Source organism: Tessaracoccus sp., from assembly GCF_016714275.1.
GTDB lineage: Bacteria > Actinomycetota > Actinomycetes > Propionibacteriales > Propionibacteriaceae > Arachnia.
In genome coordinates this window covers 787,126-813,785 of record NZ_JADJNP010000002.1, presented here as the reverse complement: position 1 = coordinate 813,785, position 26,660 = coordinate 787,126, and the positions used below count along the sequence as shown (strand labels likewise).

The 26,660-nt window shown below is 69.5% G+C and carries 29 protein-coding genes; 17 read left to right on the top strand and 12 right to left on the bottom strand.

Annotated elements, in window-relative coordinates; all coding sequences use genetic code 11:
* Positions 1 to 18: 18 nt before the first annotated feature.
* The gene (locus IPJ61_RS12440) at positions 19 to 837 is read right to left on the bottom strand and encodes a hypothetical protein (RefSeq protein ID WP_297107755.1); all 819 of its coding nucleotides are present in this window, start codon (positions 835 to 837) and stop codon (positions 19 to 21) included.
* Positions 838 to 842: 5 nt separating this feature from the next.
* Positions 843 to 1,775: a 2,3,4,5-tetrahydropyridine-2,6-dicarboxylate N-succinyltransferase gene (dapD, locus tag IPJ61_RS12435; RefSeq protein ID WP_297107753.1), complete on the bottom strand. Its 933-nt coding sequence runs from the start codon at positions 1,773 to 1,775 to the stop codon at positions 843 to 845.
* A 112-nt stretch (positions 1,776 to 1,887) separates the two neighbouring features.
* Between dapD and dapE the strand changes: the two genes are divergently transcribed.
* Positions 1,888 to 2,943, top strand: coding sequence for a succinyl-diaminopimelate desuccinylase (gene dapE / locus IPJ61_RS12430; RefSeq protein WP_297107750.1), 1,056 nt, complete (start codon positions 1,888 to 1,890; stop codon positions 2,941 to 2,943).
* A 12-nt stretch (positions 2,944 to 2,955) separates the two neighbouring features.
* Here dapE and IPJ61_RS12425 read toward each other — a convergent pair whose 3' ends face one another.
* The gene (locus IPJ61_RS12425) at positions 2,956 to 4,164 is read right to left on the bottom strand and encodes an amidohydrolase family protein (RefSeq protein ID WP_297107747.1); all 1,209 of its coding nucleotides are present in this window, start codon (positions 4,162 to 4,164) and stop codon (positions 2,956 to 2,958) included.
* A gap of 161 nt (positions 4,165 to 4,325) precedes the next feature.
* Here IPJ61_RS12425 and uraD point away from each other — a divergent pair, with 161 nt between their 5' ends.
* The 4 genes from uraD to IPJ61_RS12405 all read left to right on the top strand — a co-directional run bounded on the left by uraD (position 4,326) and on the right by IPJ61_RS12405 (position 6,425).
* Positions 4,326 to 4,820 carry a 2-oxo-4-hydroxy-4-carboxy-5-ureidoimidazoline decarboxylase gene (gene uraD, locus IPJ61_RS12420; RefSeq protein WP_297107744.1) on the top strand — a complete coding sequence of 165 codons (495 nt, stop codon included), beginning with the start codon at positions 4,326 to 4,328 and terminating at the stop codon, positions 4,818 to 4,820.
* A gap of 265 nt (positions 4,821 to 5,085) precedes the next feature.
* Positions 5,086 to 5,826: an LOG family protein gene (locus tag IPJ61_RS12415; protein WP_297107741.1), complete on the top strand. Its 741-nt coding sequence runs from the start codon at positions 5,086 to 5,088 to the stop codon at positions 5,824 to 5,826.
* A 5-nt stretch (positions 5,827 to 5,831) separates the two neighbouring features.
* Positions 5,832 to 6,248 (top strand): hypothetical protein, encoded by a 417-nt coding sequence (locus IPJ61_RS12410; protein WP_297107738.1) that lies wholly within the window; start codon positions 5,832 to 5,834, stop codon positions 6,246 to 6,248.
* 9 nt (positions 6,249 to 6,257) lie between these two features.
* Positions 6,258 to 6,425 (top strand): DUF3117 domain-containing protein, encoded by a 168-nt coding sequence (locus IPJ61_RS12405; RefSeq protein WP_297107736.1) that lies wholly within the window; start codon positions 6,258 to 6,260, stop codon positions 6,423 to 6,425.
* A gap of 61 nt (positions 6,426 to 6,486) precedes the next feature.
* On the opposite strand, the gene glgA is transcribed toward IPJ61_RS12405, so the two are convergent.
* Complete coding sequence (gene glgA / locus IPJ61_RS12400) at positions 6,487 to 7,671, bottom strand: glycogen synthase (protein WP_297108175.1); 1,185 nt, start codon at positions 7,669 to 7,671, stop codon at positions 6,487 to 6,489.
* Positions 7,672 to 7,756: 85 nt separating this feature from the next.
* Here glgA and glgC point away from each other — a divergent pair, with 85 nt between their 5' ends.
* Positions 7,757 to 8,983, top strand: coding sequence for a glucose-1-phosphate adenylyltransferase (gene glgC, locus IPJ61_RS12395; protein ID WP_297107734.1), 1,227 nt, complete (start codon positions 7,757 to 7,759; stop codon positions 8,981 to 8,983).
* 50 nt (positions 8,984 to 9,033) lie between these two features.
* Here the strand turns inward: glgC and IPJ61_RS12390 are convergent, their stop codons facing one another.
* Positions 9,034 to 9,678 (bottom strand): O-methyltransferase, encoded by a 645-nt coding sequence (locus tag IPJ61_RS12390; RefSeq protein ID WP_297107731.1) that lies wholly within the window; start codon positions 9,676 to 9,678, stop codon positions 9,034 to 9,036.
* 50 nt (positions 9,679 to 9,728) lie between these two features.
* Between IPJ61_RS12390 and dapA the strand changes: the two genes are divergently transcribed.
* The 4 genes from dapA to IPJ61_RS12370 all read left to right on the top strand — a co-directional run bounded on the left by dapA (position 9,729) and on the right by IPJ61_RS12370 (position 12,838).
* Positions 9,729 to 10,637, top strand: a complete 909-nt coding sequence (gene dapA / locus IPJ61_RS12385) for a 4-hydroxy-tetrahydrodipicolinate synthase (RefSeq protein WP_459251284.1) — start codon at positions 9,729 to 9,731, stop codon at positions 10,635 to 10,637.
* Positions 10,638 to 10,934: 297 nt separating this feature from the next.
* Complete coding sequence (gene sigE, locus IPJ61_RS12380; protein ID WP_297107728.1) at positions 10,935 to 11,519, top strand: RNA polymerase sigma factor SigE; 585 nt, start codon at positions 10,935 to 10,937, stop codon at positions 11,517 to 11,519.
* A gap of 3 nt (positions 11,520 to 11,522) precedes the next feature.
* Positions 11,523 to 12,386, top strand: a complete 864-nt coding sequence (locus tag IPJ61_RS12375) for a zf-HC2 domain-containing protein (protein ID WP_297107725.1) — start codon at positions 11,523 to 11,525, stop codon at positions 12,384 to 12,386.
* A 41-nt stretch (positions 12,387 to 12,427) separates the two neighbouring features.
* Positions 12,428 to 12,838 carry a sec-independent translocase gene (locus IPJ61_RS12370; protein WP_297107722.1) on the top strand — a complete coding sequence of 137 codons (411 nt, stop codon included), beginning with the start codon at positions 12,428 to 12,430 and terminating at the stop codon, positions 12,836 to 12,838.
* Between the two features lie 7 nt (positions 12,839 to 12,845).
* Here the strand turns inward: IPJ61_RS12370 and IPJ61_RS12365 are convergent, their stop codons facing one another.
* From IPJ61_RS12365 to IPJ61_RS12350, 4 genes are all read right to left on the bottom strand, one after another.
* A complete protein-coding gene (locus IPJ61_RS12365; protein ID WP_297107719.1) occupies positions 12,846 to 13,997 on the bottom strand; it encodes an Mrp/NBP35 family ATP-binding protein in 1,152 nt (383 codons plus the stop codon).
* 103 nt (positions 13,998 to 14,100) lie between these two features.
* Complete coding sequence (locus IPJ61_RS12360; RefSeq protein ID WP_297107717.1) at positions 14,101 to 14,475, bottom strand: hypothetical protein; 375 nt, start codon at positions 14,473 to 14,475, stop codon at positions 14,101 to 14,103.
* On the bottom strand, positions 14,472 to 14,966 hold the full coding sequence (locus tag IPJ61_RS12355) for a DUF1003 domain-containing protein (RefSeq protein WP_297107714.1): 495 nt from the start codon (positions 14,964 to 14,966) through the stop codon (positions 14,472 to 14,474). The genes IPJ61_RS12360 and IPJ61_RS12355 overlap by 4 nt, the downstream gene beginning before the upstream one ends.
* The gene (locus tag IPJ61_RS12350) at positions 14,959 to 16,227 is read right to left on the bottom strand and encodes a magnesium transporter MgtE N-terminal domain-containing protein (protein WP_297107711.1); all 1,269 of its coding nucleotides are present in this window, start codon (positions 16,225 to 16,227) and stop codon (positions 14,959 to 14,961) included. Before IPJ61_RS12350 ends, IPJ61_RS12355 begins: the two co-directional genes overlap by 8 nt.
* A gap of 384 nt (positions 16,228 to 16,611) precedes the next feature.
* On the opposite strand from IPJ61_RS12350, the gene IPJ61_RS12345 reads away from it, so the two are divergent.
* From IPJ61_RS12345 to IPJ61_RS12335, 3 genes are all read left to right on the top strand, one after another.
* A complete protein-coding gene (locus IPJ61_RS12345) occupies positions 16,612 to 17,106 on the top strand; it encodes a YflT domain-containing protein (RefSeq protein WP_297107708.1) in 495 nt (164 codons plus the stop codon).
* On the top strand, positions 17,103 to 17,717 hold the full coding sequence (locus tag IPJ61_RS12340) for an SAM-dependent methyltransferase (RefSeq protein ID WP_297107705.1): 615 nt from the start codon (positions 17,103 to 17,105) through the stop codon (positions 17,715 to 17,717). The genes IPJ61_RS12345 and IPJ61_RS12340 overlap by 4 nt, the downstream gene beginning before the upstream one ends.
* Positions 17,718 to 17,793: 76 nt before the next feature.
* A complete protein-coding gene (locus IPJ61_RS12335) occupies positions 17,794 to 18,615 on the top strand; it encodes an alpha/beta fold hydrolase (RefSeq protein WP_297107702.1) in 822 nt (273 codons plus the stop codon).
* A gap of 68 nt (positions 18,616 to 18,683) precedes the next feature.
* Here IPJ61_RS12335 and IPJ61_RS12330 read toward each other — a convergent pair whose 3' ends face one another.
* Positions 18,684 to 20,147 carry an aminopeptidase P family protein gene (locus IPJ61_RS12330; protein WP_297107699.1) on the bottom strand — a complete coding sequence of 488 codons (1,464 nt, stop codon included), beginning with the start codon at positions 20,145 to 20,147 and terminating at the stop codon, positions 18,684 to 18,686.
* A gap of 37 nt (positions 20,148 to 20,184) precedes the next feature.
* The gene (coaA, locus tag IPJ61_RS12325; RefSeq protein ID WP_459251283.1) at positions 20,185 to 21,141 is read right to left on the bottom strand and encodes a type I pantothenate kinase; all 957 of its coding nucleotides are present in this window, start codon (positions 21,139 to 21,141) and stop codon (positions 20,185 to 20,187) included.
* 32 nt (positions 21,142 to 21,173) lie between these two features.
* On the opposite strand from coaA, the gene glmS reads away from it, so the two are divergent.
* Genes glmS through IPJ61_RS12310 form a run of 3 tightly spaced genes read left to right on the top strand, consistent with a single transcriptional unit; the run spans position 21,174 to position 24,759 of the window.
* The gene (gene glmS, locus IPJ61_RS12320) at positions 21,174 to 23,006 is read left to right on the top strand and encodes a glutamine--fructose-6-phosphate transaminase (isomerizing) (protein ID WP_297107696.1); all 1,833 of its coding nucleotides are present in this window, start codon (positions 21,174 to 21,176) and stop codon (positions 23,004 to 23,006) included.
* 20 nt (positions 23,007 to 23,026) lie between these two features.
* Positions 23,027 to 23,377 (top strand): holo-ACP synthase, encoded by a 351-nt coding sequence (locus IPJ61_RS12315; RefSeq protein WP_297107693.1) that lies wholly within the window; start codon positions 23,027 to 23,029, stop codon positions 23,375 to 23,377.
* A complete protein-coding gene (locus tag IPJ61_RS12310) occupies positions 23,374 to 24,759 on the top strand; it encodes a bifunctional ADP-dependent NAD(P)H-hydrate dehydratase/NAD(P)H-hydrate epimerase (protein ID WP_297107691.1) in 1,386 nt (461 codons plus the stop codon). The genes IPJ61_RS12315 and IPJ61_RS12310 overlap by 4 nt, the downstream gene beginning before the upstream one ends.
* A 48-nt stretch (positions 24,760 to 24,807) precedes the next feature.
* On the opposite strand, the gene IPJ61_RS12305 is transcribed toward IPJ61_RS12310, so the two are convergent.
* Complete coding sequence (locus tag IPJ61_RS12305) at positions 24,808 to 25,998, bottom strand: Dyp-type peroxidase (RefSeq protein WP_297107689.1); 1,191 nt, start codon at positions 25,996 to 25,998, stop codon at positions 24,808 to 24,810.
* 165 nt (positions 25,999 to 26,163) lie between these two features.
* Between IPJ61_RS12305 and IPJ61_RS12300 the strand changes: the two genes are divergently transcribed.
* Positions 26,164 to 26,634, top strand: a complete 471-nt coding sequence (locus IPJ61_RS12300) for a copper chaperone PCu(A)C (protein WP_297108169.1) — start codon at positions 26,164 to 26,166, stop codon at positions 26,632 to 26,634.
* The last annotated feature ends 26 nt before the right edge of the window (positions 26,635 to 26,660 follow it).

Genomic DNA, 26,660 nt, shown 5'->3' with positions numbered 1-26,660 from the left:
GCGAAAGGTCCGAGGCCGTTACCGCTTTCCGAGGAACAGGATCGCGGGCGCCTGATCGCCGGTGGTCTTTGCGGCTGTCCAGCCCTCACGGTCTGCGCGCCACTCGCGCCCGATGACCTGCGCCGACGAGATGCCGGCCGCGTAGCTGTTCGCGATCGCCATGTTGGCGGCCGACCAGATCCTGGCCTCGTCGTCGGGCGTGAGGATGGAGATAGCGGAATCGTCCACGGTGTACTCGGCGCCGATGGCGTCGAGCACGTCGGTCGCCGCCTCCGGGGCAGGCTCCCCGACGTCGAAGTTGACGCAGCTCAGCGACTCGGGAGCGCCGAGCAGCGACTGCGCGACGGCGGTGGCGTCGGGGACGTGCTTGCGATACGCCTCGGGGTGGCCGCTGCGCTGCACCTTCTGCGCGATGTCGTTGACGTCGGTGGTCTCCCAGTCGTCGAACTTGACCAGCTCCTCGTAGAAGCGGTTCGACGAGTACCAGGGGTCCATGATCTCCTCCTCGGTGCCCCAGCCGTAGGAGGGGCGCTGCTGGAACAGGCCGAGGGAGTCGCGGTCGCCGTAGTCGAGGTTGCGCAGGCCCGACTCCTGGTACGCCGTCGCGATGGCGACGATGGCCGCCTGCTCGGGGAGGCCGCGCTCGACCGACGCCGCGACGATGATCGACGCGTTGGTCGCCTGCTCCCGCGTCAGCGTCGTCGTCTGCTCGCCGACGGTCACGGTGCAGCGCTCGGGGGTGAACCGCTGGTAGATCAACCGGTTGGCGAGGAGGCCGCCGACCCCGAGGACCGCGATCAGCGCGAGGACGCCGACGATGACGAGGAGCTTCTTCACCGCGATCAGTTGGCGTGCAGGGCGGAGTTGAGCTCGACCTTCGAGCCGCGACGGTGGCGCACGATCACGCTGCCGTGGACGGAGTCGCGCAGGAACAGCAGGTCGTCCTGTCCGCTCAGCTCGCGGGCCTTGACGATGCTGCCGTCGGAGAGGGTCACCTTCGTTCCCGACGTGACGTAGAGGCCCGCCTCGACCACGCAGTCGTTGCCCAGCGAGATACCGACGCCCGAGTTCGCGCCGAGGAGGCAGCGCTCGCCGAGCGAGATGACCTCCTTGCCGCCGCCGGAGAGGGTGCCCATGATGGACGCGCCGCCGCCGACATCGGTGCCGTCGCCGACGACGACGCCCGCGGAGATGCGGCCCTCGACCATGGAGGTGCCGAGCGTGCCGGCGTTGAAGTTGACGAAGCCTTCGTGCATGACGGTGGTGCCGGAGGCGAGGTGGGCGCCGAGGCGGACGCGGTCGGCGTCGGCGATGCGGACGCCGGAAGGGACGACGTAGTCGACCATGCGCGGGAACTTGTCGATGCCGTAGACGGTCAGTTGCTCGCCGCGGGCGCGGAGCACGGCGCGGACGCGGGCGATGTCGGGCACGCGGACCGGCCCGAGCGTCGTCCACGCGTTGTTCGGCAGAACACCGAAGAGCCCTTCGAGGCTCAGGCCGTGCGGCGGCACGAGGCGCGAGCTCAGCAGGTGGAGCCGCAGGTAGGCGTCCTCGACGGATGCGGGAGCCTGGTCGAGCTCGATCGCGACGCGGATGGCCTTGATGGTGACCTGCCGGATCTCGTCGACGCCCTGCGCCTCCACGAGTGTCGAAGACGGCTCGTCGGCCAGGTCGGTGCCGAGGTGCGGCTCGGGAAACCAGGCGTCGAGGATGTCTCCGGTGGTGTGCACGGTGGCCAGGCCCCAGGCCCAGGCGGAACGGGTCGCGTCGGTCATGGGCCGAGTTTAGTGGACCCCGCCCAGCCGGGGCTCTTGTTGCCTCCATAGCGCGCGCCTCCCGGCAGGCGTTGGGCCTCGTGGTGGGGGCATACCGCGATAGGCTCGGCGCATGTCTGAGCTGGCGACCCTGCTGCGGGAGATCATCGACGTCGAGTCCGTGTCCGGGAACGAGAGGGAGCTGGCCGACATCGTCGCGGCGCGGCTCGCCGACGCGCCCCACCTGACGCTCGATCGCGACGGCGACTGCGTCGTCGCGCGGACGAACCTCGGGCGGGCCGAGCGCGTGGTCATCGCCGGGCACCTCGACACGGTTCCGGTGCTCGACAACCTGCCTTCGCGGCTGATCGAGACCCCCGACGGCGACGCCGCCTGGGGGCGCGGAGCGTCTGACATGAAGGGCGGAGTCGCCGTCATGCTTGCCCTCGCCGTCGAACTGGACGCGCCCAACCGCGACATCACCTGGATCTTCTACGACCACGAGGAGGTCGCCTCCGAGGTCAACGGGCTGGGGCGGCTCTCCCGGAACCGGCCGGACCTCGTCGCCGCCGACTTCGCCGTCCTCATGGAACCGACCTCCGCCCGGATCGAGGGCGGCTGTCAGGGCACCATCCGCGCAGAGCTGCACACCACCGGTGTCGCCGCGCACAGCGCCCGCGCGTGGATGGGCGTCAACGCGATCCATGCGCTCGCCCCCGCGCTGCAGACGCTTGCGGCGTACCGGAGCGAGGAGGTCGAGGTCGACGGCCTCGTCTACCGCGAGGGCCTGAACGCCGTCGGGATCGTCGGCGGTGTCGCGGCCAACATGATCCCGCCGTCGGCTGTGCTCACTGTCAACTACCGGTTCGCACCCGACAAGTCCCCGGAGGAGGCGCTGGCGCGGCTGGGGGAGTGGTTCGACGGTTACGACCTGCGGATCACCGACGTCTCGCCCGCCGCGCGCCCCGGCCTCGACCGGCCCGCCGCGCGGCAGTTCGTCGCGGCGATCGGCGAGGACGCCCACCCGAAGTTCGGCTGGACCGACGTCGCGCGGTTCAGCGCCGTCGGCGTCCCTGCGGTCAACTACGGCCCGGGGGACCCGTCCTACGCGCACCGTGCCGACGAGTTCTGCCCCGTCGCCGACCTGCACAGCTGCGCCGACGGCCTGCGCTCGTGGCTGAGGAGCTAGCCTCGCTAGCGCTCAGGTCGCGCTGAGAACCTGACCCCTCGGCGTGCGCCGAGACGAAGGGGCGTGGGCCTGCCCCTCCGTAGCATCGAAGACGGTTGCCCCGTGCAGCCACGTGTGGAGGAACCTGCCGGTCAGGACGCGACCGTCCGGCGAGCCGACCCTGGCGCGGCTCTCGCCCTTCTCGGCCACAGGGAGCATCGGGCGATCGGGCCCGAAAACCGTCAGGTTCGCCGATCGGCCGACGGCGATCTCCCCGGCACCCGACAGGCCTCCGACGGTCGCCGTCCCAGTCGTGAAGAGAGGGAGGATGGTTGAGAGCGGGATGCGTCGCCGCTTGGCCTCCGTCCAGACGGCGGAGAGCCCGGTCGGCAGCCCTTCAGCGCCGGCGTTCGTGATCGCGTCGATCGTGCCGTCAAGCAGCCCCCGCCAGAGGAGGTCCCGGTTGTCAGCGCCGTCGGGCGTCTCATCGGCGACCGGCGAGAGGTGACGCGCGCGGGTGTCGACACTGAGCGGAAACCCCTCACGCTTGGCCAGGCGGATGGCAGAAAGGGCGTTGCCGTCGATGAGGCGCGGGAGGTGGGTGCGGCAGTTCGTGTCACGAACGGCCTCGATCACCGTCTCGACGGCCAAGGGATCTGCGCTCACAATCAGCCGCGAGCCGAGCGCCGCAACCTCTGTCATCGCGCGCCTCATCTGCTCGACGTCCAGGCGCGGAGACTCGTCGGCCACGGCGGGGGAAAGGAAGCATGCGAAGCCGAAGACGCCAGCCTGGCGCAGCGCGGCGAGCGAGCCAAGGTTGCCTGGAACTGCGCGAGCCCAGTGGCCGACGTCCACGAAAGCGTTGCGCCCGGCGGCCTTTCGGGTGGCGCGCAGCGCCTCCGGTGTCGTCGTTGGAGGGAGCGAGTTCAGTGACATGTCGACGATGGTCGTGACGCCCCCTCCCGCCGCGGCGAGCGTCGCGGATCGGAGGGCATCGCCGTCGGCGCGTCGGGGCTCGCCGACGGCGACGCGCAGGTCCACGAGCCCGGGCAGGAGCACGGTGTCCTCGGGGAGACGGTAGACCTCGCCGCCGACATCGCCGGGCGGGCCGACGGGGAGGTAACGGCTGCTGAGCGGCACGACCTCGCTGATCACGCCGTCGCGGACGCCGACGCGCGCAGGCCGGAACGTGCCGCCCAGCCACACATGCGAGGCCACCACGGAGAAGGAGGAAGTCGCCATCTCGGCTCCGATCTGAGTCCGCCGTCTATCATCGAAATCGTGTCCGACCATAATCGGCTTATGTGTCACGCGTGTTTCAGATACATTGCCATTTCGGTGCGCCGCATTCACGCCAAAGACGGATTTACCGGGACCGTTTCCTTCCTTATACGATGCGCGCCATGAACTTGGATGACTTCAACAGGGCGGGGAAGGCCGAGGCGGCCCGCGCCGCGCTGGTGTGGGCGGCGATCCCCTCCTGGGCCGAGGCGCTGGCGGCCGGCCGGCCGTACGCCACCGTCGAGGAGGCAGCGAGGGAGGCCGAGCAGGCGTCTGCGGCGTGGACCCCCGCCGACCTCGACGACGCGGTCGCGCACCATCCACGGATCGGGCAGCGTCCGCACGGCGACGAGCCGGAGGTCCATGTCTCGCGGCGGGAACAGGCCGCCATGCGAACGGCCTCCGAAGAGCTGGCCGTGGCGATGGCCGAAGCCAGCGCGCTCTACGAGAGCCGGTTCGGCCGCGTCTTCCTGATCAGGGCCGCCGGACGAACGCCCGCGGAGATGCTTGCGGAGGTGCATCGCCGCCTCCACAACGACGACGAGACGGAGGCGGAGGAGGCCATCGGTCAACTCCGGCAGATCGCCGTGCGAAGGCTCCGGGGAGACTTGGGATAAGACCCGCCCTGACGAGAGCGCCCTGGATACGACGACTGGCCCTCAAGGGTTATGAATGTGTGCTATTCATCCATGACCACCAGGTCGGATATGACTCTCCGCGCGGTCTGGCCTAATCGTGATATGTCGCGGCGATATGTAGCCTCAATAATCGGGCGCGAAAAACTGGGAGATCGGTCGAGGATCGCGTATCTCACGCACCTGCCAAGCGGCGGAGACCTGGATCACGCGTCCGTCTGGCCCGTGAGTGCGCCAAGATAGGTGCATGACCGAACCGAAGCGTAGGCAGGGCGCCGTCGTCATCAGCGGACGCGAGCAGGAGATCAAGCCGCTCGCGGACCAGGCGCTCCTCGAGCAGCGCGACAGCGCCGACTGGGCGCACCGCGACCCGTGGCGGGTGCTGCGAATCCAGTCGGAGTTCGTCGAAGGCTTCGATGCGCTGAGCGGCCTGCCGCCCGCGGTTTCGATCTTCGGCTCGGCCCGCACGAGGCAGGACAACCCGATGTACGGCGCGGCCGAGGAGATCGGCCGCCGGCTCGTCGCGCGCGGTTTCGCCGTCATCACCGGCGGTGGGCCCGGCATCATGGAGGCGGGCAATCGCGGTGCTCACAGCGCCGACGGCACCTCCGTCGGGCTGGGCATCGAGCTGCCGCACGAGCAGGGCATGAATGACTACGTCACGCTCGGCGTGAACTTCCGCTACTTCTTCGCCCGGAAGATGATGTTCATCAAGTACAGCCAGGGATTCATCACCATGCCGGGCGGCTTCGGGACCCTCGACGAACTCTTCGAGGCCTTGACCCTCATCCAGACGGGCAAGGTCACCCACTTCCCCGTCGTCCTCTTCGGCCACGACTACTGGGGCCCGCTCGTCGACTGGGTGCGCCACACGATGGCGCAGGGCGGCTACATCTCCCCGGGAGATCTGGATCTGCTCACCGTCACCGACGACCTCGATGAGGCCGTCGACGCCATGGGCGCGCCCGGTCAGTTCGGGACGGCCTGACCGCCGTGTGGATCGTCATTGTCGCCGTCGGCCTCGCGGTGCTTGTCTTCGCGGCATACGCGGGCATGGGGCGCCTGGGCGAGATGGCTCCGCACGGGGTCATCGACCGTGCCCGGGGCATCGTCCCGGACGGCCCTGTCACGGAGGAGTTCCTCGCGCAGGCACGGCTTCCCGTGGCGGCGACGGGATACGCGAGGGCGGACGTCGACACGTATCTCCGTGCTCTGGCTGAGGGAACGGCAGCGCCCGCCGCCCAGACGTTCTTCCCCGTGGTGCGCGGTGGCTACGACATGCAGGTGGTCGACGCCCTCCTCGACCGGCCCGCGCCTCCCTTCCCCCGTGAATATTCCGACGCAGAGGCGCGGGAGTTTGGCGCCGTAAGCCATAATGGTGCGCAACCGCAGACGCGAATTCAGGAATGAGGGTGGCAGATGGCAGCGATGAAGCCTCGCACGGGTGACGGGCCGATGGAGGTCACGAAGGAGGGCCGCGGCATCGTGATGCGCGTTCCGGTCGACGGCGGCGGCAGGCTCGTCGTCGAGATGAACGCCGTCGAAGCCACGGATCTGCTGAACGCTCTCCAGGAGGTCGTCGGCTGACCCGACGCCAGACGAGAAAAGGCCGCCCCCGTGGGGCGGCCTTCTCTTTGTCTCGGCGGTCTCAGCCTCGGGCGCCGATCGCGCCCTCGTACACGGCGACGGTCTCGGCGGCGATCTTGGCCCAGGAGAACTCGTCGATGCAGCGCTGCCGCCCGGCGAGGCCCATGGCGGTCGCGGTCTGCGGATCGCGCGTCAGGCGATTGACCTTGTCCGCGAAGTCGGTCTCGAAGCCTGCCACGAATGCGGGATCGCCGGCCTGCGCCGGGTCGTAGGCGACGAGCAGGCCGGTCTCGCCGTCCACGACGACCTCCGGGATGCCGCCGACGGCGCTCGCCACGACGGGGGTCTCGCAGGCCATCGCCTCGAGGTTCACGATGCCCAGCGGCTCATAGACCGAAGGGCAGGCGAACACGGTCGCCTGTGTGAGGACTTGGCGCACGGAGGCGCGCGGCAGCATCTCCTGCACCCAGATCACCGGCGCGGTCCTCTGGGCCTCGAGTTCGGCGAACGCTGCGCTGAACTCGGCCGCGATCTCCGGGGTGTCCGGGGCGCCCGCAAGCAGCACGAGTTGGGTGTCGGGGTCGAACTGCTTGGCGGCGCGGACCAGGTGTACGAGGCCCTTCTGGCGCGTGATACGGCCCACGAACACCACCGAGGGGCGTCCGATCTCCATGCCGAGCGACTCGGCGACGTCGGTGCCGTTGTCAGGCCGGAACTCGTCCGTGTCGATGCCGTTCTTGACGACGAACACCTTGTCGGGGTCCAGCGCCGGGTAGCTGTCGAGGACGTCGCGGCGCATGCCGGCGCTCACCGAGATCACGGCGTCGGCGGCCTCGTAGGCCGTCTTCTCCGCCCAGGACGACACGCGGTAGCCGCCGCCCAGTTGCTCGGCCTTCCACGGACGGTGCGGCTCCAGCGAGTGCGACGTCACCACGTGGGGGATATCGAGCATCAGGGAGCCGAGGTGGCCTGCCATGTTCGCGTACCAGGTGTGAGAGTGGATGATGTCGACATCCGAACCGATCGCGGCGGTCATGCTGAGGTCCGCGCCCAGCACGCGCAGCGCGGCGTTGGCGCCGGGCGGAAAGTCCTCCGCGTGAGCCTGAGCACCGTCGCGCGGCTCGCCCATGCAGTGCACCTCGACGTCGATCAGTTTGCGTAGCTGCGGGACCAGTTGTGCGACGTGCACGCCGGCGCCGCCGTAGATGGCGGGCGGGTACTCGCGGGTCAGGAGAGAGAGCTTCATCGTCATGGGGGCATGCTGTCACGATTCGCTCACGGATTTCGTGGATTTGCTCGTGTCGGACCGCAAAAGGCAATAGGTTCTGGGCATGGTCAAGCGCCCTGAGATTCTGTCCCTCGTCCTTGCCGGCGGTGAGGGAAAGCGGCTGATGCCGCTCACCGCCGACCGGGCGAAGCCCGCGGTGCCGTTCGGCGGCACCTATCGGCTGATCGACTTCGTGCTGAGCAACCTGGCGAACTCCAACCTCCGCCAGATCGCCGTGCTTACGCAGTACAAGTCGCACTCGCTGGACCGTCACATCTCCAAGACGTGGCGGTTCTCGACGATGCTCGGCAACTACGTCGCGCCGGTCCCCGCGCAGCAGCGCCTCGGGCCCCGCTGGTACCAGGGCAGCGCCGACGCGATCTATCAGTCGCTGAACCTGATCAAGGACGCCAAGCCTGACTACATCGTCGTGTTCGGGGCCGACAACATCTATCGCATGGACATCTCGCAGATGATCGACGCGCACATCGACTCCGGGCTCGCCTCCACCGTCGCAGGCATCCGCGTTCCGCGGCACGAGGCCTCCGCCTTCGGCATCATCGACGCGGCCTCGGACAAGAAGATCAAGAGCTTCCTCGAGAAGCCTGCGGATCCGCCCGGTCTGCCCGATTCGCCAGACGAGTCGTTCGCCTCGATGGGCAACTACGTCTTCAGCGCGAAGGAACTCGTCGAGGCGTTGCGCGCCGACGGCGACGACGCCTCGTCGCGACACGACATGGGCGGCAACATCATCCCGTGGTTCACGGACCAGGGCGAGGCGCAGGTCTACGACTTCAAGGAGAACCGCGTCCCCGGGGCCACGGACAAGGACATCAACTACTGGCGGGACGTGGGCACCATCGACGCGTTCCACGAGGCCCACATGGACCTCGTCAGCGTCGACCCCGAGTTCAACCTTTACAACTCCCAGTGGCCGATCTTCACCGACCAGGTACAGGCGCCCGGCGCGAAGTTCGTGATCCGCGGCCGCGCCGAGGACTCGATCGTCACCGCCGGCTGCATCATCTCGGGCGGCGAGGTCGAGCGCACGGTGATGAGCCCGAACGTTCGCGTCGACAAGTGGGCACAGGTCTCCGACGCCGTGCTGATGGATTCGGTGCAGATCGGGCGTAACACCGTGGTGCGCCGCGCCATCCTCGACAAGGAGGTCGTCGTCCCCGACGGCGTGCAGATCGGCGTGGACCACGAGCACGACCGTGCCCGCGGCTTCGAGATCTCCGAGAACGGCATCACCGTGGTCGGCAAGGGCGTCACCGTCCCTCGCGACTGACAGGACAACCGAAAACGCCCCCGGCCGAGGCCGGGGGCGTTTCGATTTTGTCAGTCCTTGACCGCCACGAGCAGGCCGTTGCCGACGGGCAGCAGCGCCTGCGTGTAGGACTCGCTGGCGGTGACGGCCTCGAGGGCCTCACGGATGATGATGGTCTCGTCCGACTCATCGGCCTCGTCCGCGACGCGGTTGTGCCACAGCGCGTCGTTGACGATGAGTACGCCTCCGTGGCGCAGCAGGCGCAGGGCCCCGGCCACGTACTCGACGTACTCGAGCTTGTCGCCGTTGACGAACACGATGTCGTAGGCGCCGTCGCGGAGCTTCGGCATGACCTCAAGCGGCGAGCCCGCGATGAGCCGGAACTGTGCGGTGCGGTGACCCGCCTTGAGGAACAGCGAGCGCGCCGGGAGCTGGTTGTCGGCTTCCGGGTCGATCGATGTCAGTACGCCGTCGGCGCCCATCGCTTCGAGGAAGCTGAGGCCGGACGCACCCATGAGGGTGCCGACCTCGACCACAGCCTTCGCGGCCGTTGCGCGGGTGAGGACCTTGAGCGTGGCGGCCACGCCGGGGGAGATGGGGGCGAGGCCGGCGACGGTCGCGTCGTCGCGTGCCTCCGAGACCTCGGCTGAGGGATCGATGTGGTCCTCGGCGAAGGACCAGCTGGCGGCGGTAGGGGAAACGAGCTCGTGGTTCACGGTGCCCAGACTACTCAACGCGGCACCCCGATTGACCTAAGATGTCCGGCATGACTCCAGACAGCGACATGTCGCCCATCTTCGGCCGAGTCTTGACGGCGATGGTGACGCCGTTCACGCCCGATGGTTCGGAGACGGACTACGCGCAGGTGGCGCGGCTGGCCACGCACCTCGTCGACGATCTCGGCCATGACGGCCTGGTGATCAACGGGACCACGGGCGAGGCTCCCACCACCACCGATGCGGAGAAGCGGGCCATCCTCGACGCTGTCGTGACCGCCGTCGGGGACCGCGCCAGCATCATCGCCGGCGTCGGGACGTTCTCGACGAAGCACTCCATCGGACTCGCGAAGCAGGCCGCCGACGTCGGCGTCGACGGTCTCCTCGTCGTGACGCCGTACTACTCGCGACCCCCGGTCGACGCTCTCAGGGACCATTTCATGGCCGTGGCGGACTCCACAGAGCTGCCCGTCATGCTCTACGACATCCCGCACCGCGCCGGCATCCCGATCCCCGAGGAGCTCCTGATCGAGCTCGACGCGCACCCGCGCATCCGCGCCGTAAAGGACGCGAAGGGCAACATCGTCAGCAGCTCGGCCGTCCTTGCCAACACGAACCTCGCCTATTACGCGGGCGACGACGCGTTCCTGCTGCCGCTGCTGTCGGTGGGCGGCGTCGGCGTCGTCGGCACGTCGACCCACTTCACTGCCCGGGCCGCGAGGGAGATCATCGACCACTACCTGGCCGGCCGCGTCGCGGAGGCCATCGAGGCCAACCGGCACGTCATGCCTGCGTTCCAGGGGGTCTTCGCGACGCAGGGTTGCATGATGGTGAAGGAGACCCTCGCCCACCGCGGGTTCGACGTCGGCCCCTGCCGTGCGCCCATGGGCGTCGTGGCCGACGGCGTCGTCGAGCGGTACGCGACGCTCCTGGAGGAGCTCGGCTTCGAGGCCCTTTAGCCTCGATCCACCGGTCTGCGCCTCCTACGCGACCCCATCCAGGCACACTGGCTTCGCCCTGACCGCTCAACAGACGTATCCGGTATGCCTTCGCGTCCAGCGCTTGCCCCTGCACCCGTCTGGTGCCGCTCGCTACGGCACCCACCGGTGGATCGAGGCTAAGCCTCGATCCACCGATCCGCGCCCACTACGCGGCCCCATCCAGGCGTTCCGGGGAACGTTCCGACCGCGCCGCGCGTTGTACTCCTAGAGAGGATTCACAGGGTTCCCACAGGTTGCCCTGTCATGATGATGAGCATGGAGAAGCGTCCGGTGTTTCGAGCGAAGGCCCAGGTGACGGAGTCGTCATGGACCGCGCCCACGTGGCAGGAACTCGTCCGTGACCATTCCGCACAGGTGTATCGCCTCGCCTACCGGCTGACGGGCAACCGGCCGGATGCCGAGGATCTCACGCAGGACGTCTTCGTCCGCGTGTTCAAGTCGATCAATACCTTCCAGCCGGGCACCTTGGAGGGCTGGCTGCACCGCATCACCACGAACCTGTTCCTCGACCAGGCGCGCCGTCGTCAGCGCATCCGCATGGATGCGCTCAGCGCCGCCCCCGACCATGTCTGGGGTGCCGCGACGGGGCCTGAGGAACTCCACCTCGACGGCGAGCTCGAGGCCGATGTCGACGCCGCGCTCCGGGCGCTCAGCCCCGAGCAGAGGGTCGCCGTCGTGCTGTGTGACATCGAGGGTCTCAGCTATGAGGAGATCGCCGCGGTGCTCGACGTGAAGCTGGGCACGGTCCGCAGCCGGATCGCCCGCGGCCGCGCCGCGCTGCGCGAGGCCCTCTCCCACCGCGCCCCCACCGGCGACCGGACCAGGTACGCGGGGGTGTAGCCGATGGCCCGACCCTGCTGCGGTCGCCTTCGCGGCGATCTCTCCGGCTACGTCGACGGGACGTTGCCGCCGAAGCGGGTCGACGCTGTGCGGGCGCACATCGAGGGGTGCCCCGAGTGCGCGGAGGAAGCCGCGGCCCTTGCCGCGGTCTGCACTCAGCTGAGCGTCTGGCGCACCTCCCGGACTCCCGACGACCTGACCGAACGCCTGGCGTCCATCGCGGGCGAGGAGGCCGACCAGCCCCTCTACCTCAGCAGCGGCCCCGGCGAGCTGCCCTCGGCGCGCAGAATGATGGCCCGACGGCTGACGCAGACATGCGTCGCGCTCCTGGGCAGCGCCGCAGCCGTCGTCATCATCGCGGTATTGATCGCGCCCGAGCCGCCGCGCCTCGACGACCCGGTGCGCTCCGCGCGCGACCACTACATGGCCGCGCTCTCCGCAAAGACGACGGCGCAGCCCATCTCGCTTGCCGCTGAGACGGCCGCCGACGACGACCCGGATGACTGGTGCTTCGGGCTGCCGAGCTGCCCCTACGAGGTGGCCGGGATGCCGCTCGTCGACTACGTGCCCACGGTGCGCGAGGGCGTCAGCGCGCTGAGCCTCGTCTATTCCGACGGCGTCCACACGGCCGTCGTCGGGTGGACGGAGGGCCGCCTGGACGACGGCCTCGGCCGCACCGAGGAGGCGGAGGGGATGCCAACCGTGGCCGTATGGCAGTGCGGCGACGCCGTCGTGTTCGTCGCCTCGGACGGCGACGAGGAGATGCTGAACCGGATCATGGCGCAGCTGCCGGAGGAGCGGCCTTACGAGGACACGCTGCTCGACCGCATCTCGGCCGGGCTCGACCGATTGGTCCCGACTGGCTGAGGGGTCCGCGGAACCTCCATCAACCGGGTACCCTTGGCGTCGTGTTGTTCGGGATCGATGGTGTTGAGCTTGTCATGCTCATCGTGCTGGCCGTCATCATCTTCGGCCCGGAGAAGCTTCCGCAGTTCTCCCGCAAGGCTGCGCGGGTCTTCGTGTACCTGCGCGACATCGCAAACAACGCCAAGCAGACCATCAGCACCGAGCTCGGCCCGGACTACGCCGACATCGAGCTGAAGGACCTCAATCCGAAGACGTTCATCGCGAAGCAGCTACGCGACGAGGTGGCCCTCATCGACGAGACCAAGCGCGAGCTGGCCGCCACCGCCGCGACGCTGAAGACGAGCGCGAAGGAACTCGAGGCCTCCGCGAAGGAGATAGAGGCCTCCGTGAAAGCGGACGCTCCCGTCGTCGTCGAGGAGCCCCCGACGCCGTTCGACACCGAAGCGACCTGAGCCCGCCTCAGGTGTGGAGCGGGAGGCGCTGGCCGAGGAGGCCACGCTTGCGCTCGGCCAGCGCCCCGGCAAGAGCGGTGAGGGCCTGAGCGGACGGGTGATCCGGGTTGGTCTCGACGATCGGCGTGCCGCGGTCGCCGCCGGCGAGGAGGGCCTCGTCGAACGGGATCTGGGCCAGCAGCGGGACGTCGTAGACGAGCCGGTCCGAGAGCGCCTCGGCCACCAGCGTGCCGCCGCCGGCACCGAACAGCTCAATCCTGTGCGTCTCCTCGCAGTGCGGGCAGCGGGTCTCCAGCCAGCTCATGTTCTCGACGACGCCCAGCACCTTCTGCTCCATGATGTGGGCCATGGTGCCGGCGCGCTCCGCGACCTCGGAGGCCGCCGACTGCGGCGTGGTCACCACCACCACCTCCGACGTCGGGATCTTCTGCCCGAGCGACATGGCGACGTCACCGGTGCCGGGCGGGAGGTCGAGCAGGAGGTAGTCGAGGTCTCCCCAGTAGACGTCCGTCAACAGCTGCGTCAGGGCGCGGTCGAGGATGGGGCCCCGCCAGGCGACGACCTGGTCGCGTGAGGGCTTCAGCATGCCGACCGAGATCACCTTGAGGCCGCCGATGGCGGGAACCGGCATGATCATGTCGTCGACGACCGTGGGGCGGGCGTCGCCAAGGCCCAGCAGGTCGGGGACGGAGTGGCCGTAGATGTCGGCATCGAGGATGCCGACGGAGCGCCCCTGCTTCGCGAGCGCCAGCGCGAGGTTCACCGTGACCGACGACTTGCCCACGCCGCCCTTGCCGGACGCGATGGCGATCACCCGGGTCAGGTTGCCGGGTTGCGCGAAGGGGATCTGCTTGGCGGGCCGGCCGCCGCGCAGCATCGTGCGCATCGCGTCGCGCTGCTCGTCGTTCATGACGCCGAGGTCGACCGCGATCTCCCGCACCCCTTCGACCCCCCGCAGCGCCGCGGTCACGCGGTTGGTGATTTCCGAGCGCATCGGGCAGCCTGAGACGGTCAGGAGCACGCGAACCGCGACGTCCCCGCCGTCGGTGACCTGGATGTCGTCGACCATGCCGAGGTCGGTGATCGGGCGCCGAATCTCCGGGTCCTCGACCTCGTGCAGGGCCGCGCGGATATGGGGGACGAGGGGATGTTCGCTCACGGACTCGATACTTGCGCGCCGCTGGGGGATACGCAAGTCAGGAGGGGCTAAGCCTCGATCCATCGGTGGGCCCGCGGAGGACGCGCAGACAGGTGGATGGAGGCTAAGAGGCCGAGCGTTCGTTCAAGGCATCCCCCAAGATGAGGACGCTGGTGGCGATGAGAGCGAGCAGCCAGAGGTTGGCGAGTCCGCCGAGGACCAGCACGGCGGGGCCGACGACCAGCGCGATGGTCAGCCGTTCGCGGTAGCCGAGCCGCTGCCGGGAGCCGGGAGCAAGGAGGTAGCGCCAGAGCAGGATGTAGCCGAGCGCGAACAGCGCGGCTGCTGCGGCGCCGAGCCACCACCCGCCGGCGATCCGCCACAGGGCGACAGCGCCGATGACGGTCAGCGCGAGGTGACCGACGAGCAGCACCAGGCCGAACCAACGGATCTCGGTCTCGGCGCCCGGTGCCTCGGCGACGTCCCGGGGTTCGCTCATCGGGTCTTCTCCTCCGCGCCGTCGAGGCGTTCCGCCAACTCGCGGAGCTCGGATCTCAGTTCGCTGCGCACGAAGTCGCGCGTGGCCAGCTCGCCGAGGTGCATGCGGATGGCGGCGATCTCGCGGGCGAGAAAGTCCATGTCGGCGCGGGCCTGGGCCGCGATCTTCCTATCCTCCTCGATGCTCAACTGGTCGCGCAACTCCTGCCGGTTCTGGGCGAGCAGGATCAACGGCGCGGAGTAGGAGGCCTGCGTCGAGAAGAACAGGTTCAGCAGGATGAACGGGTAAGGGTCCCACTTCAGCCCGAACATGCCGACAAGGTTCAGCGTCACCCACACGATCACGAAGACGGTCATGTAGACGAGGAACTTCGCGGTGCCCATGAACCGGGCGAAGCTCTCCGCGAACGAGCCGAACGACTCGGCGTCCACGGAGACCTTCGGCAGCCAGCTTCGTTCGCTGGGCTGCGAGAGGGGGTTGCGCTCAGCCACCGGTCACCGCCTCGAACTCGTCCATCTGATCGCCGCGCCAGTCGTCGGGCAGCATGTGGTCAAGGACGTCATCGACCGTGACCGCGCCGACGAGGTGCCCGTCCGCGTTGACCACCGGCGCGACGACGAGGTTGTAGGTGGCGAAGAACCGGCTGACCTGGGCCAACGGGGCGCTCGGCGCGAGCGGTTCCAGGTTTTCGTCGAGCAACGTCGCGACGAGCGTCGTCGGGGGCTCGCGCAGGAGGCGCTGGGTGTGGACGGCGCCGACGAAGCGACCCGACGGCGTCTCCAGCGGCGGGCGCGTCACGAACACCATCGACGCCAGCGCGGGCGTCAGCGACTCGCGGCGCACGTTCGCCAGGGCCTGCGCGACGGTGGCGTCGGTGTCGAGGATGACCGGCTCTGGCGTCATCATGCCGCCGGCGGTGAACTCCTCGTAGATCAGCAGGCGGCGAACGTCGCGCGCCTCCTCCGGCTCCATCCGCTGCAGGAGGTCCTCCGCGACGTCGTCGGGGAGCTCGTGCACGAGGTCGGCCGCGTCGTCGGGATCCATCTTCGCGAGGACGTCGGCGGCGCGGGAGGTCTCGAGGTCGGAGATGAGGGCCACCTGCTCGTCCTCGGGGAGCTCCTCGAGCGCCTCCGCCAGCATCTGGTTGTCGAGCACCTCGATGACCGCGGAGCGGCGCTCGGGCTCAAGGTCGTGGAGCTCCTGCGCGATGTCGGCGGGCTTCATGTCCGAGAACTCGGCCACGAGGTGCGCGGCGGTGCGGCGACCCGTCTGCAGGATCAGGTCCGGCACCTCCTTCCACGACACCACCTCCGGTGTGCCGCGGCCGCCGAAGCCGAACCTGCTCGCGCGGGTGGAACTGCGCAGCGCGACCCGGGAGAGTTCCCATTCGCGGTTGCGTACCTGATGCATGGCGACGTCGAGGATCTTGGTGGGGCGGTCGCGGGCGATGCTGCGGTCGAACAGGTCGGCTGCAACAAGGACCTCTGCCTGGCGCCGCTGGAACCGGCGGGTGTCCACCTGCCCGAGGATCGCGACCTGATGCGGCGAGATGTCGTGCACGCGGACCATGGGAACGAAGATGCGGGCGCGGGCGAAGAGCTCAGCGACCAGGCCCTTGACGCGCGGCGCCTGGCCGTCGGCGCGCAGGTAGCACACGACATCCTTGACGCGGCCGACCTGATCGCCCTTGGCGTCGACGATGGGGAGGCCGATGATGCGCGAGATGAAGACCTGCGATTCCTTGGGTAGCACTGGTCAGTGCTTTCGCCGACGCGGGGCACTAGGGAAGTACTGGTCAATGGGGTGCCGAGTGATGACGTGCCAGGCGGGATGAGCTGGGGTCTCAAGGTCTGAGGGTGCTATTGGACATAACGCCGAAGATATTGAGAGTTCAGATCGCCCGATCTGGTGCGCCGCAGCCGGTGGCCGATCGATCAGTGCTTCCCTAGGTCGTAGTGTCGTACTGGACGTCCGGCACAAGACATAGGGACGACGGGGCGCCCGATCCAGTGCGCCGCAGCCGAGGAATGGCTGATCAGTGGTTCCCTTAGCGACCATGGGGCAAATCTAGCGGCAACGGGGCACTCTTCGGCGCGCCTAGGATGGGTGGCGAGCCACGAGAGAGGCCCGAGGAAGATGAGTCCGCAGAACCCGAACAAGCTGATGCAACTGTCCTATCCGCAGCACGTCGCGGAGTTCCCGACCTACGAGGAGGCGCAGGCCGCCGTCGACTACCTAGCCGACAAGCGCTTCGCCGTGCAGAACCTCCTGATCGTCGGCACGAACCTGAAGATGATGGAGCGGATCACGGGCCGACGCACCTGGGGAACGGTGTTGGGCCAGGGCGCGATCTCCGGCGTCAGCACGGGCCTGTTCGTTGGCCTCATGCTGCTGCTCTTCATCCCGAACGCGGGCCTGCAGATGCTGTGGGTCGGCCTGGCGATGGGCGTGGCGTTCGGCGTGATCGCCGGCGGCCTCGGCTACGCGTTGAGCGGGGGCCGGCGCGACTTCAACTCCGCCCGCCTCACCATCGCCACCAGCTACGAAGTCCTGGCCGAGCACAAGGTGGCCCAGGAGGCGCGCGACCTGCTGAACGAGCGCCCCGGTGCCCGAGCGGCGCTCTTCGAGTGAGCGCTGAGGACTGGGACGCGAGGTACGCGCACCCGAACCACGTCTACGGCTACCGCCCGAACGACTTCCTCGCCGCCAACGAGCTGATGCTGCGGCGCGGTTCGCGCGTGCTCTGCCTCGGCGACGGGGAGGGCCGCAACGGCGTGTGGCTCGCCGGCCGCGGGCACGACGTCGTCAGCCTCGACTTCTCGCGCACCGGCCTCGATAAGGCGGAGGCGTTCGCCGCGGAGAAGGGCGTCGCGATCGAGACCTGGCACGTGGACCTCGCCGACTGGGTGGACCTCCCGGCGCCCGATCGCCCGTGGGACGCCGTCGTCGCGATCTTCCTCCACCTGCCTCCCGCGCTGCGGCGGGCGGTCGCACGGACGGCGACCGCACAGTGCGCGCCCGGCGCCGTGCTCGTCCTTGAGGCCTATACGCCGGCCCAGTTGGCGCTCGGTACCGGCGGTCCGAAGGGCGAGGACCTGCTGGTGACGAGGGTGGACGTCATCGACGACTGGGTCGGTTGGCACCTGGACCTGCGGCTCGTCGAGCGACGCATCTTCGAGGGGATGGGCCACCAGGGACTGGGGTCCGTTGTGCAGGCGCTGGGTCTTCTTCGCTCCGTCTGACCCGCCCTCCCCAGGCCGCCGCCGCTCCGGTAGGTTGTGCCGTGGTAGAGCCTTTGTCCCATCCGAGGAGCGATTCATGAAGCTGAACACCACCGTCTACAACCGCACGACCGAGGCCGCGCGCGTGCTGCTCGTGGGTCCCAGCCTCGGCGGCAACTCCGTGCATCAGTGGACGAAGGTCGCCGCGGAGCTCCTGAACGACGCGCGCGTGGTGTTCGTCGACCTGCCGGGCACCGGCCTGGGCGAGGTGTGGGACGACGCCGACGAGCCGTCGCTCGACACCGTCGCCGCCGGGATCGCCGACGTGGCCCGCGGTCTCCGCGAGGAACTCGGCGACGTCCCGATCTACTTCGCAGGACTGTCGATCTCCGGCGCCACCGCGCTGCACCTGGCCCGCGACTACGGCGACCTTTTCGCCGGCGTCGTCGTCGTCGCGTCCGCCGCAACGGTCGGCGAGGGCCCCCGCTGGATCGAGCGCGCGGAGCAGGTCGAGGCGACCGGCACGCAGCAGTTGGTCGAAGAGACGACCAAGCGTTGGTTCACGCCGGCGTTCATCGCCGCGCAGCCCGCAGTCGTCGACGTCATCATGGAGGGACTCTCGGCCGCCGACGACCACTCCTACGCGCAGCTGTGCCGCGCGCTCGCCGTCCACGACGTGCGCGCCGACCTGCCGTACATCACCACTCCGATCCTGCTGATCGCCGGCGAGCGCGACGCGTCGACCCCCATCGCCAACGTGGAGCTCGTGGCCGAGACCGCGCCGCGCGCCGGCCTCCACATCGTCGAGGGCTCCGCGCACCAGGTCCCGGTAGCAGCCCCGGCCGAGGTCGCCGACCAGATCCGCGCCTTCATGGACCGCTCGACGCCTTCGCTGGTCGTCAGCGAGTCGAGCGACTGATCCCCGCTGGTTGAGCCGCCGCGTGAGCGCTAGCGAGCCGGCGTGTCGAAACCAATGAACCCGATCCGTCAGACCTGCGCCGCGCGAAGCCAGGCTTCGACGTCGTCAGCCCTCCGCGGCAGCGCCGCGGACAGGTTGACGGGGTCGCCGTCGGTGATCAGGATGTCGTCCTCGATCCGGATTCCGATGCCGCGGTACTCCTCGGGGACGAGCAGGTCGGTCGACCTGAAGTAGATGCCGGGCTCGACCGTGATCACCATGCCCGCGGCGAGCGTGCCCCCCTTGTAGAGCTCCGCACGGGCTTGCGCGCAGTCGTGGACGTCGAGGCCCAGGTGATGCGAGGTGCCGTGCACCATCCAGCGGCGGTGCTGCCCTCCGCCGGGGGAGATCGACTCCTCGACGGAAACGGGAAGGATGCCCAGCTCGGCGAGGAACTCCGCGACCACCGTGATCGCGGCCTGGTGGACGCCGGCGAAGGGAAGCCCTGCGCGGCACGCGGCGATGCCCGCCTCCTGAGCGGCGAGCACAGCCTCGTATACGCGGCGCTGCGCGGGCGAGAACGTGCCGTTGACCGGCAGGGTGCGGGTGACGTCGGCGGTGTAGAGCGTGTTCACCTCGACCCCGGCGTCGAGCAGGATCAGGTCGCCGTCGCGGAGGTCGCCGTCGTTGCGGATCCAGTGCAGCGTGTTGGCGTGGTCGCCGCCGGCCGCGATGGTGTCGTAGCCGACGGCGTTGCCGAGGTGGCGGGCATGCAGGCCGAAGATGCCCTCGACCCAGCGCTCCCCTCGGCCCGCGGCTACCGCCTCGGGGAGGGCGCGCGCCACGGCGGTGAACCCGACCGCGGTCGCGGCGCAGGCGCGCTCCATCTCGGCGATCTCGAACGCGTCCTTTGTGAGGCGGGCCTCGGACACGAAGCGGGCGAACGCGGCGTCGTCGCCCGTCGCTTCCTTGCCCCGGGCCTTGTCGACGAGCGCCGTGACCGCAGGGTCGGCCTCGCGGATGACGCGGGGGGCGGCCGCTGCCGCAAGGGCGGGCTCGAGCTCGTCGATGTGGGCGACGGCCAGGCCCGTGGCCGCGGACATCTCCTCGGCGGAGTCGCGGGTTCCCACCCACATCTCGCCGTAGCGGGCGTCGGCGTAGAACTCGCGGTCGGTGCGCGGCGCGCGCGGCCGGAAGTAGAGGGTCGCGTCAGCGCCCGCGACGACGAGCACGGCGTCCGGCTCCCGGTCCTCGCCCAGCCCTGTGTAGTAGGCGAAGGCGGTGTGCGGCCGGAACCGGTAGTCGGTGTCGTTCGAGCGCTGCTTCAGCGGTCCCGCCGGGATGACGAGCGTCGCACCCTCGTGAGCGGCGGCCAGGGCGGCGCGGCGGGCCGCGGCCCAGGGCACGGCAGGAAGCTCGGCCGGGAGGATGTCGGAATAAGGGGCCCAATCGCTGATGATGAACTTCTTGAACGCCTCGGAGAACGGATCGCGGCGGTTCGCCGACTCGTCGGGCGTTGCGGCAGCTTCCGTGCCTTCTTGTGCTTCGCTCATACGGCGAAGCCTAGTCCCGCCCTTTCGAGGTACTTCCCTAGACCTTGCGGATGCGGATCGAGTCGATCGCGTGGTCGGCGCTCTTGACGAGGATGGCGGTGGCGCGGTCGCGTGTCGGGGCGATGTTCTGGCGCAGGTTCGGGCCGTTGATGGTGTCCCACACCTTCGAGCCCCAGGTGCGGGCGTCGTGTTCGGACATGGCGGTGAACATCCGGAAGAAGCTGCGCTCGTCCTGGAACGCGGTCTCGCGCAGCGTCATGAAGCGCTCAAGGAACCACGTCTTGATGAGGCTCTCCTCGGCGTCGACGAACACGCTGAAGTCGAAGAAGTCGCTGACGGCGAGACTGAGGCCGGGGTCGTGCTCGGCGCGGGCGGGTTGGAGGACGTTGAGGCCCTCGATGATGAGGATGTCCGGGCGTTCGACGACGATGCTGCGGCCGGAAACGATGTTGTAGTCGAGGTGGCTATAGACGGGGGCCTCGACGCGCTCGACGCCCGACTTCACGTCCATCACGAACTGCAGCAGCGCGCGCCGGTCGTAGGACTCGGGGAAACCTTTGCGGTCCAGCAGGCCGCGGCGCTGCAGCTCCTCGTTGGGGTGGAGGAAGCCGTCGGTGGTGACGAGGTCGACCTTTGGGGCGCCGGGTGCGCGCCGCAGCAGTTCCTGCAGGAGGCGCGACACCGTCGACTTCCCGACGGCGACCGAGCCAGCCACGCCAATCACGAACGGGGTGCGCCCCGGGGCCACGCGGAGGAAGTCGTTGCTTTGCGCGAACAGCCGCCCCGTGTTGACCATGTACAGGTGGAGCAGCTGGGTGAGTGGGCGGTAGACCTCCGTCACGTCGAGGATCGATGTCGGGTCACCGATGCCGCGGAGTCGTGCGAGGGTGGTCTCGTCGAGGTCGATGTCCGTGTTGTTGGCGAGATCGGCCCACGCGCGGCGCTGCAACGTGATGAACGGGTCTGACACGAGACCTCCGGGGCTAAATGTCAAGAAACGCGCAAAAGTAATGTACGGTTTCCGGCGTGTGTGGAATCGTTGGATACCTGGGAAATCGTAGCGGCCTCGACGTTGTTCTGAGCGGCCTGCGCCGCTTGGAGTACCGGGGCTATGACTCGGCGGGCGTCGCCGTGCCGCACGACGGCGGCATCGAGTGGCGCAAGAGGGCAGGCAAGATCGTCAACCTTGAGTCTGAGATCGAGGCGAACCCGTTGCCGGAGAGCTCCGTCGCGATCGGCCACACGCGGTGGGCCACCCACGGCGCCCCGACCGACCAGAACTCGCACCCGCACGTCGCCGAGCGCATCGCCATCGTGCACAACGGCATCATCGAGAACCACGACCAGCTCCGCGCTGGCCTTCCCGGCGTCGAGTACCGCTCGGAGACCGACTCCGAGGTCGCCGCGCACCTGCTGCGCCGCGAGGTCGAGGCCGGGGCCGACCTCACCACGGCCATGCGCGCCGTCGTCGCCCAGCTGGAGGGGGCGTTCACGCTGGTCGCCGTCGACGCGCTGGACCCGGACCGCATCGTCGCGGCCCGCCGCAACTCGCCGCTGGTGGTCGGCGTGGGCGACGGCGAGTGGTTCCTCGCCTCGGACGTCGCCGCCTTCATCGCCTACACCCGCGACGCCGTCGAGCTGGGGCAGGACCAGATCGTGGAGCTGACCCGCGACGGCGTGACGGTCACGACGTTCGACGGCGCGCCCGCGCAGACCAAGGCCTTCCACGTCGACTGGGACCTCGAGGCCGCGCAGAAGCAGGGCTACGACTGGTTCATGCGCAAGGAGATCTTCGAGCAGCCGCACGCGGTCGCCGACACGCTCCTCGGCCGCCTGAACGACCGCGGCGAGCTGATCCTCGACGAGGTGCGGATCAGCCCCGAGGAGTTGCGCCGCGTCAACAAGATCGTGATCGTGGCCTGCGGCACGGCCTTCTATGCCGGCCTTGTCGCGAAGTACGCCATCGAGCACTGGACGCGCATCCCGTGCGAGGTCGAGTTGGCCTCCGAGTTCCGCTACCGCGACCCGATCATCGATCCGATGACGCTCGTGGTGACCATCTCGCAGTCCGGCGAGACCGCCGACACCCTGATGGCGATCCGGCACGCGCGCGAGCAGCACGCGAAGGTGATCGCCATCTGCAACACCAACGGCGCCACCATTCCGCGCGAGTCCGACGCCGTGATCTACACCCACGCGGGACCCGAGATTGGCGTCGCGTCGACGAAGGGCTTCACCTCGCAGATCGTCGCCTGCTACCTGCTGGGGTTGTACCTGGCGCAGGTGCGCGGCATGAAGTACGGCGACGAGATCGCCGCCGTCCTTGCCGAGCTGCAGCGCATGCCCGAGGCGATGCAGCACCTGCTCGACAACCAGCAGCAGGTGCTGGACCTTGCCAAGGAGCTGTCGTCGGCGACGTCGTTCCTGTACCTCGGGCGTCATGTCGGCTACCCGATCGCGCTGGAGGGCGCGCTAAAGCTGAAGGAGATCGCGTACCTGCACGCGGAGGGCTTCGCCGCAGGCGAGCTGAAGCACGGCCCCATCGCGCTGGTCTCCGAGGGCCTGCCGATGTTCGTCGTCGTCCCGCCGCAGGGCCGTGACCAGCTGCGCGACAAGGTGGTTTCCAACATCGCCGAGGTGCGCGCCCGCGGCGCGAAGACGATCGTGCTCGCGGAGGGCTCCGACCAGGACGCCCGCGCCGCCGCTGAGGTGTTCATCGAGCTGCCGAAGGTCTCGACGCTGCTGCAGCCGCTGGTCGCCATCGTCCCCCTGCAGCTGTTCGCCTGCGAGCTGGCCACCCTGCTGGGCCACGACGTCGACCAGCCGCGAAACCTGGCGAAGTCGGTCACCGTCGAGTAGTTCGTCGTTAGGGTGGGGCCATGATCGTGGGCATCGGCACCGACCTCGTCGTCATCGAGCGCTTCCAGGCGATGCTGGACCGACGACCCGGGCTCGCGGAGCGACTGCTCACGTCGGCGGAGCGGGAGCTCAGCATCGAGTCGCAGGCCGCCAGGTTCTCGGCTAAGGAGGCCCTCGCGAAGGCGCTGGGGTCGCCCGGCGGGATGCGCTGGCTCGACTGCGAGGTGGTCAAGAACGCCGACGGCGCGCCGAGGTTCCAGGCGGTCGGCTCGGTGGCCGCGCGGATCGCGGAACTGGGGATCGGCACGGTGCACCTGACCATCAGCCACGACGGCGGTTTCGCCACCGCGATGGTGGTGTGCGAGGCATGAGGACGATCGTCACCGAACAAGAGATGCGGGCCGCGGAGGCGAAGGTGTTCGCCGCCCACCCCGGGATTGACCTGATGGGCCGCGCGGCATCGGCCGTCGCGCGGGTTGCCAGGGACATGGCGCCGACTGGGCAGGTCCTCGTCATCGCGGGGCGCGGGAACAACGGCGGCGACGGGCTGTTCGCCGGGGCGCTGCTCGCCGAGCACCGCTCCGTGCTCGTCTGGTGCGCCTTCGGCGGCGCGCACGGCGCGGGGCTCGCGGCGGCGCGGGCAGCCGGCTGCCAGGAGGTCGACGCGCTCGGCGCCCTCGAGGCCCTCGCCGACTGCGCCCTGGTGATCGACGCCGTCGCGGGCCTCGGCTCGCGGTCCGGGCTGTCGCGCACGGTGGAGACCTTCGCCGACGCCTGCGCCTCCACCGAGGTGCTGGTGCTTGCCGTCGACCTGCCCAGCGGGCTGTCCGCCGACTCCTGCGCCGCCCATCCCAGCTTCCGCGCCGCCGCAACGGTGACATTCGCCGCGCCAAAGCCCTGCCATGTCCAGCAGCCCGCAGCGTCGCGCTGCGGGAGGCTACATGTCGTCGACATCGGCGTCCCCGTCCCCGCGACGACGGTGCGGCAGGCCGAGGAGTCCGACGTCGCGCGGTGGTGGCCGGTGCCCGGCGGGGAGTCGGACAAGTACTCGCGAGGAGTCGTCGCGATGGACGTCGGCTCGCAGGCCTACCAAGGCGCGGCGATCCTCGGCGTGACCGGAGCGCTGCACGCCGGCGCGGGCATGGTCCGCTACACCGGACGCGTCGCAGGTGGCCTGATCCTCACCCGCCACCCCAGCGTCGTGCTGGGAGAGGGAAGGGCGCAGGCCGCCGTCCTCGGCTCCGGATGGGGCGACGACGACCAGGCGGCCGGGCGCGTCGCCCACGCCCGCCAGGTGGGACTGCCCGCCGTGATCGACGCCGACGCGCTTTACGCGCTGCCGGGCAGCCGCCTCGACGGCTGGCTGCTGACCCCGCACGCGGGCGAACTCTCCCGGCTGTTGGGCTGCTCTCGCGCGCACGTCGAGGCCGATCCGATCTCGTGCGCCCGCGAGGCGGCCAGGTCGACGGGCGCGACCGTCCTGCTCAAGGGAGCGACGCAGTACGTGGCAGAGCCGGCGGGCAGGGTCACGATCGCCGTCGGAGGGCCGCACTGGACGGCGCAGGCGGGGTCGGGCGACGTGCTCGCCGGCATCTGCGGCGCGCTGCTCGCGGCGGGCCTGCCCGCTTGGCAGGCGGCCGTCGCCGGGGCGAGCATCCAGGCGATGACCGCAGCGCGGAACCCCGGCCCCTACCCGCCGGAACGCCTCGCGGCGCTGCTCCCGGAGACCATCGCCGCCCTCGTCGACCGCTGATTGAGCCGGGCGGCGAGGTACGAGCGACTGAGTCGAAATCCGTAGGCGCTAGTGAAGCAGGGTCTCGCCGACCCAGCCGCCCGACGCGTAGCCGGGCGGGATGGCGAAGACCGCCGAGCCGATCGCAGTGGTCCACTCGTTCAGCGCGTCCGACTCGTCGAGCGCGCGCTGCACGGGGATGAACTGGTCAGCGATGTTGGCCTGGAACGCGCAGAAGATGAGACCGGCGGTCGCGCGCGGCGTCCCGCTCGTCCAGTCCTCGTGGGTGTAGTTGACGGCGCGGCGCAGCATCCGGCGTCCGTTGTTGGCGTCGGGATGCGAGCGGCGGGCGTGGGCGTCGAGCGCGATGACGGGGACGCCGTCCTCGACGGCCGCGAGGTCGAGGTCGTCGGCCTCGCTCTCGCCGGTGAGCGGGGCTCCGTCGTCGAGTCTGCGCCCGATGGAGGCCTCCTGGCGGTCGCGCGTCGCCTCGTCCCAGGTGTCGAGGTTCATCTCGATCCGCCGAACGACGAGCTGGGTTCCGCCGGACAGCCAGTCGTCGATCGACCACAGCGCCGCGTCCAGCTGTTCGCCGTCGGGGTTGCCCGAGCCGTCGACCTGTCCGAACAGGTTGCGCCCCGTAACGGCCTTGCCCTCGCCGTCGAAGCCGCGCCACGACCCGGTCTGCGTCCACCGACGGCGGGCGAACGGGGCGGCGTCGGCGACGAGGCGGCGCACGGCGTAGTCGACGCTGGTGCCGTCGTCGGCGGAGACCCACAGCAGCAGGTCCCCGCCGTTCCAGCGCTCGTCCAGCCTGTCGTGGCTCATCGGCGGGATTTCCTGGAAGCCCGCGGGGCGTTGGGCTTCGAGCCCCGGCAGCGCAAAGACACCGGGCCCGTAGCCGACGAGGACGGACATCGAGACGGCCTCCTGCGCGAGGTCGGGGAGGGTATCGCCCGCCGTCGGCCGCCCCTCCATCAGCGCCTCGATCAACCCCGTCCACGACCGCATCAGCCGGCCGAGGGCCGCGGCGTCGGTGGTGGGCAGGAGGTCTAGAGCGACGAGCTGGTTGGACGCGGCCGTCGGGGTGAGGATGCCGGGCTGATGCGCGCCGTGCGCGGAATAGCGCTGGTTCAGCACCTGGTGGCGCTCCGCGACGGGCGCAGGTTTGGCCGCCCACCCGCCGGCGAATCCGGCCGCAGCGCCGACGCCGGTCGCGCCGGCGTAGCCGAGGAGGCCGCGGCGCGAGACGGTGGACATGGTCTGCAGCCTACCCCGCTACGACTCCGGCGGGTTGACCGGAAAAGTGCGTCGAGATGCTCTGCGGAGGTCTATTTTTTCGAGAGTCTCGTTATGACAGCACTTATCCGTCAGGCGGCACCATCGGGTGGGGGTAGGGTCCTGGGCGTGAGGCGTTGTGCGGTGATGGTTGTTGTCGGGATGCTCGGGCTGAGTGCGTGCGGGGGAGGCCCGGCGACGGCGGCCCCAGGCGTGCTCGCGGCCGACGCGTGGGTGCGGACGACCAACGGCGCCGAGCGCCCCGACATGACGGCGGTGTTCGTGAACCTGACCAACCCGGGGAAGGACGACCGCGTCCTCACCACGGCCGACTGCGGCGACGTCGCCGCGTCCACCGAGCTCCACGTGATGGAGAAGGTCGACGGTCAGATGGTGATGAAGATGGCCGAGGACGGGATCACCGTCCCGGCGGGAAAGCACGAACACCTCGCCCCTGGCGGCCCGCACATCATGCTGATGGGCCTGACGAGGGAGCTTCCCGCAGGCTCGGAGGAGCTGGCGTGCACGCTGACGTTCGACGACGGTCAGACGATCGACATCCTCGCGCCGGTGAAGGAGTTCACCGAGGAACAGGACACCTACCACACGCACGAGTGAGGGTCGGGTCCATCGGTTCGACTCGG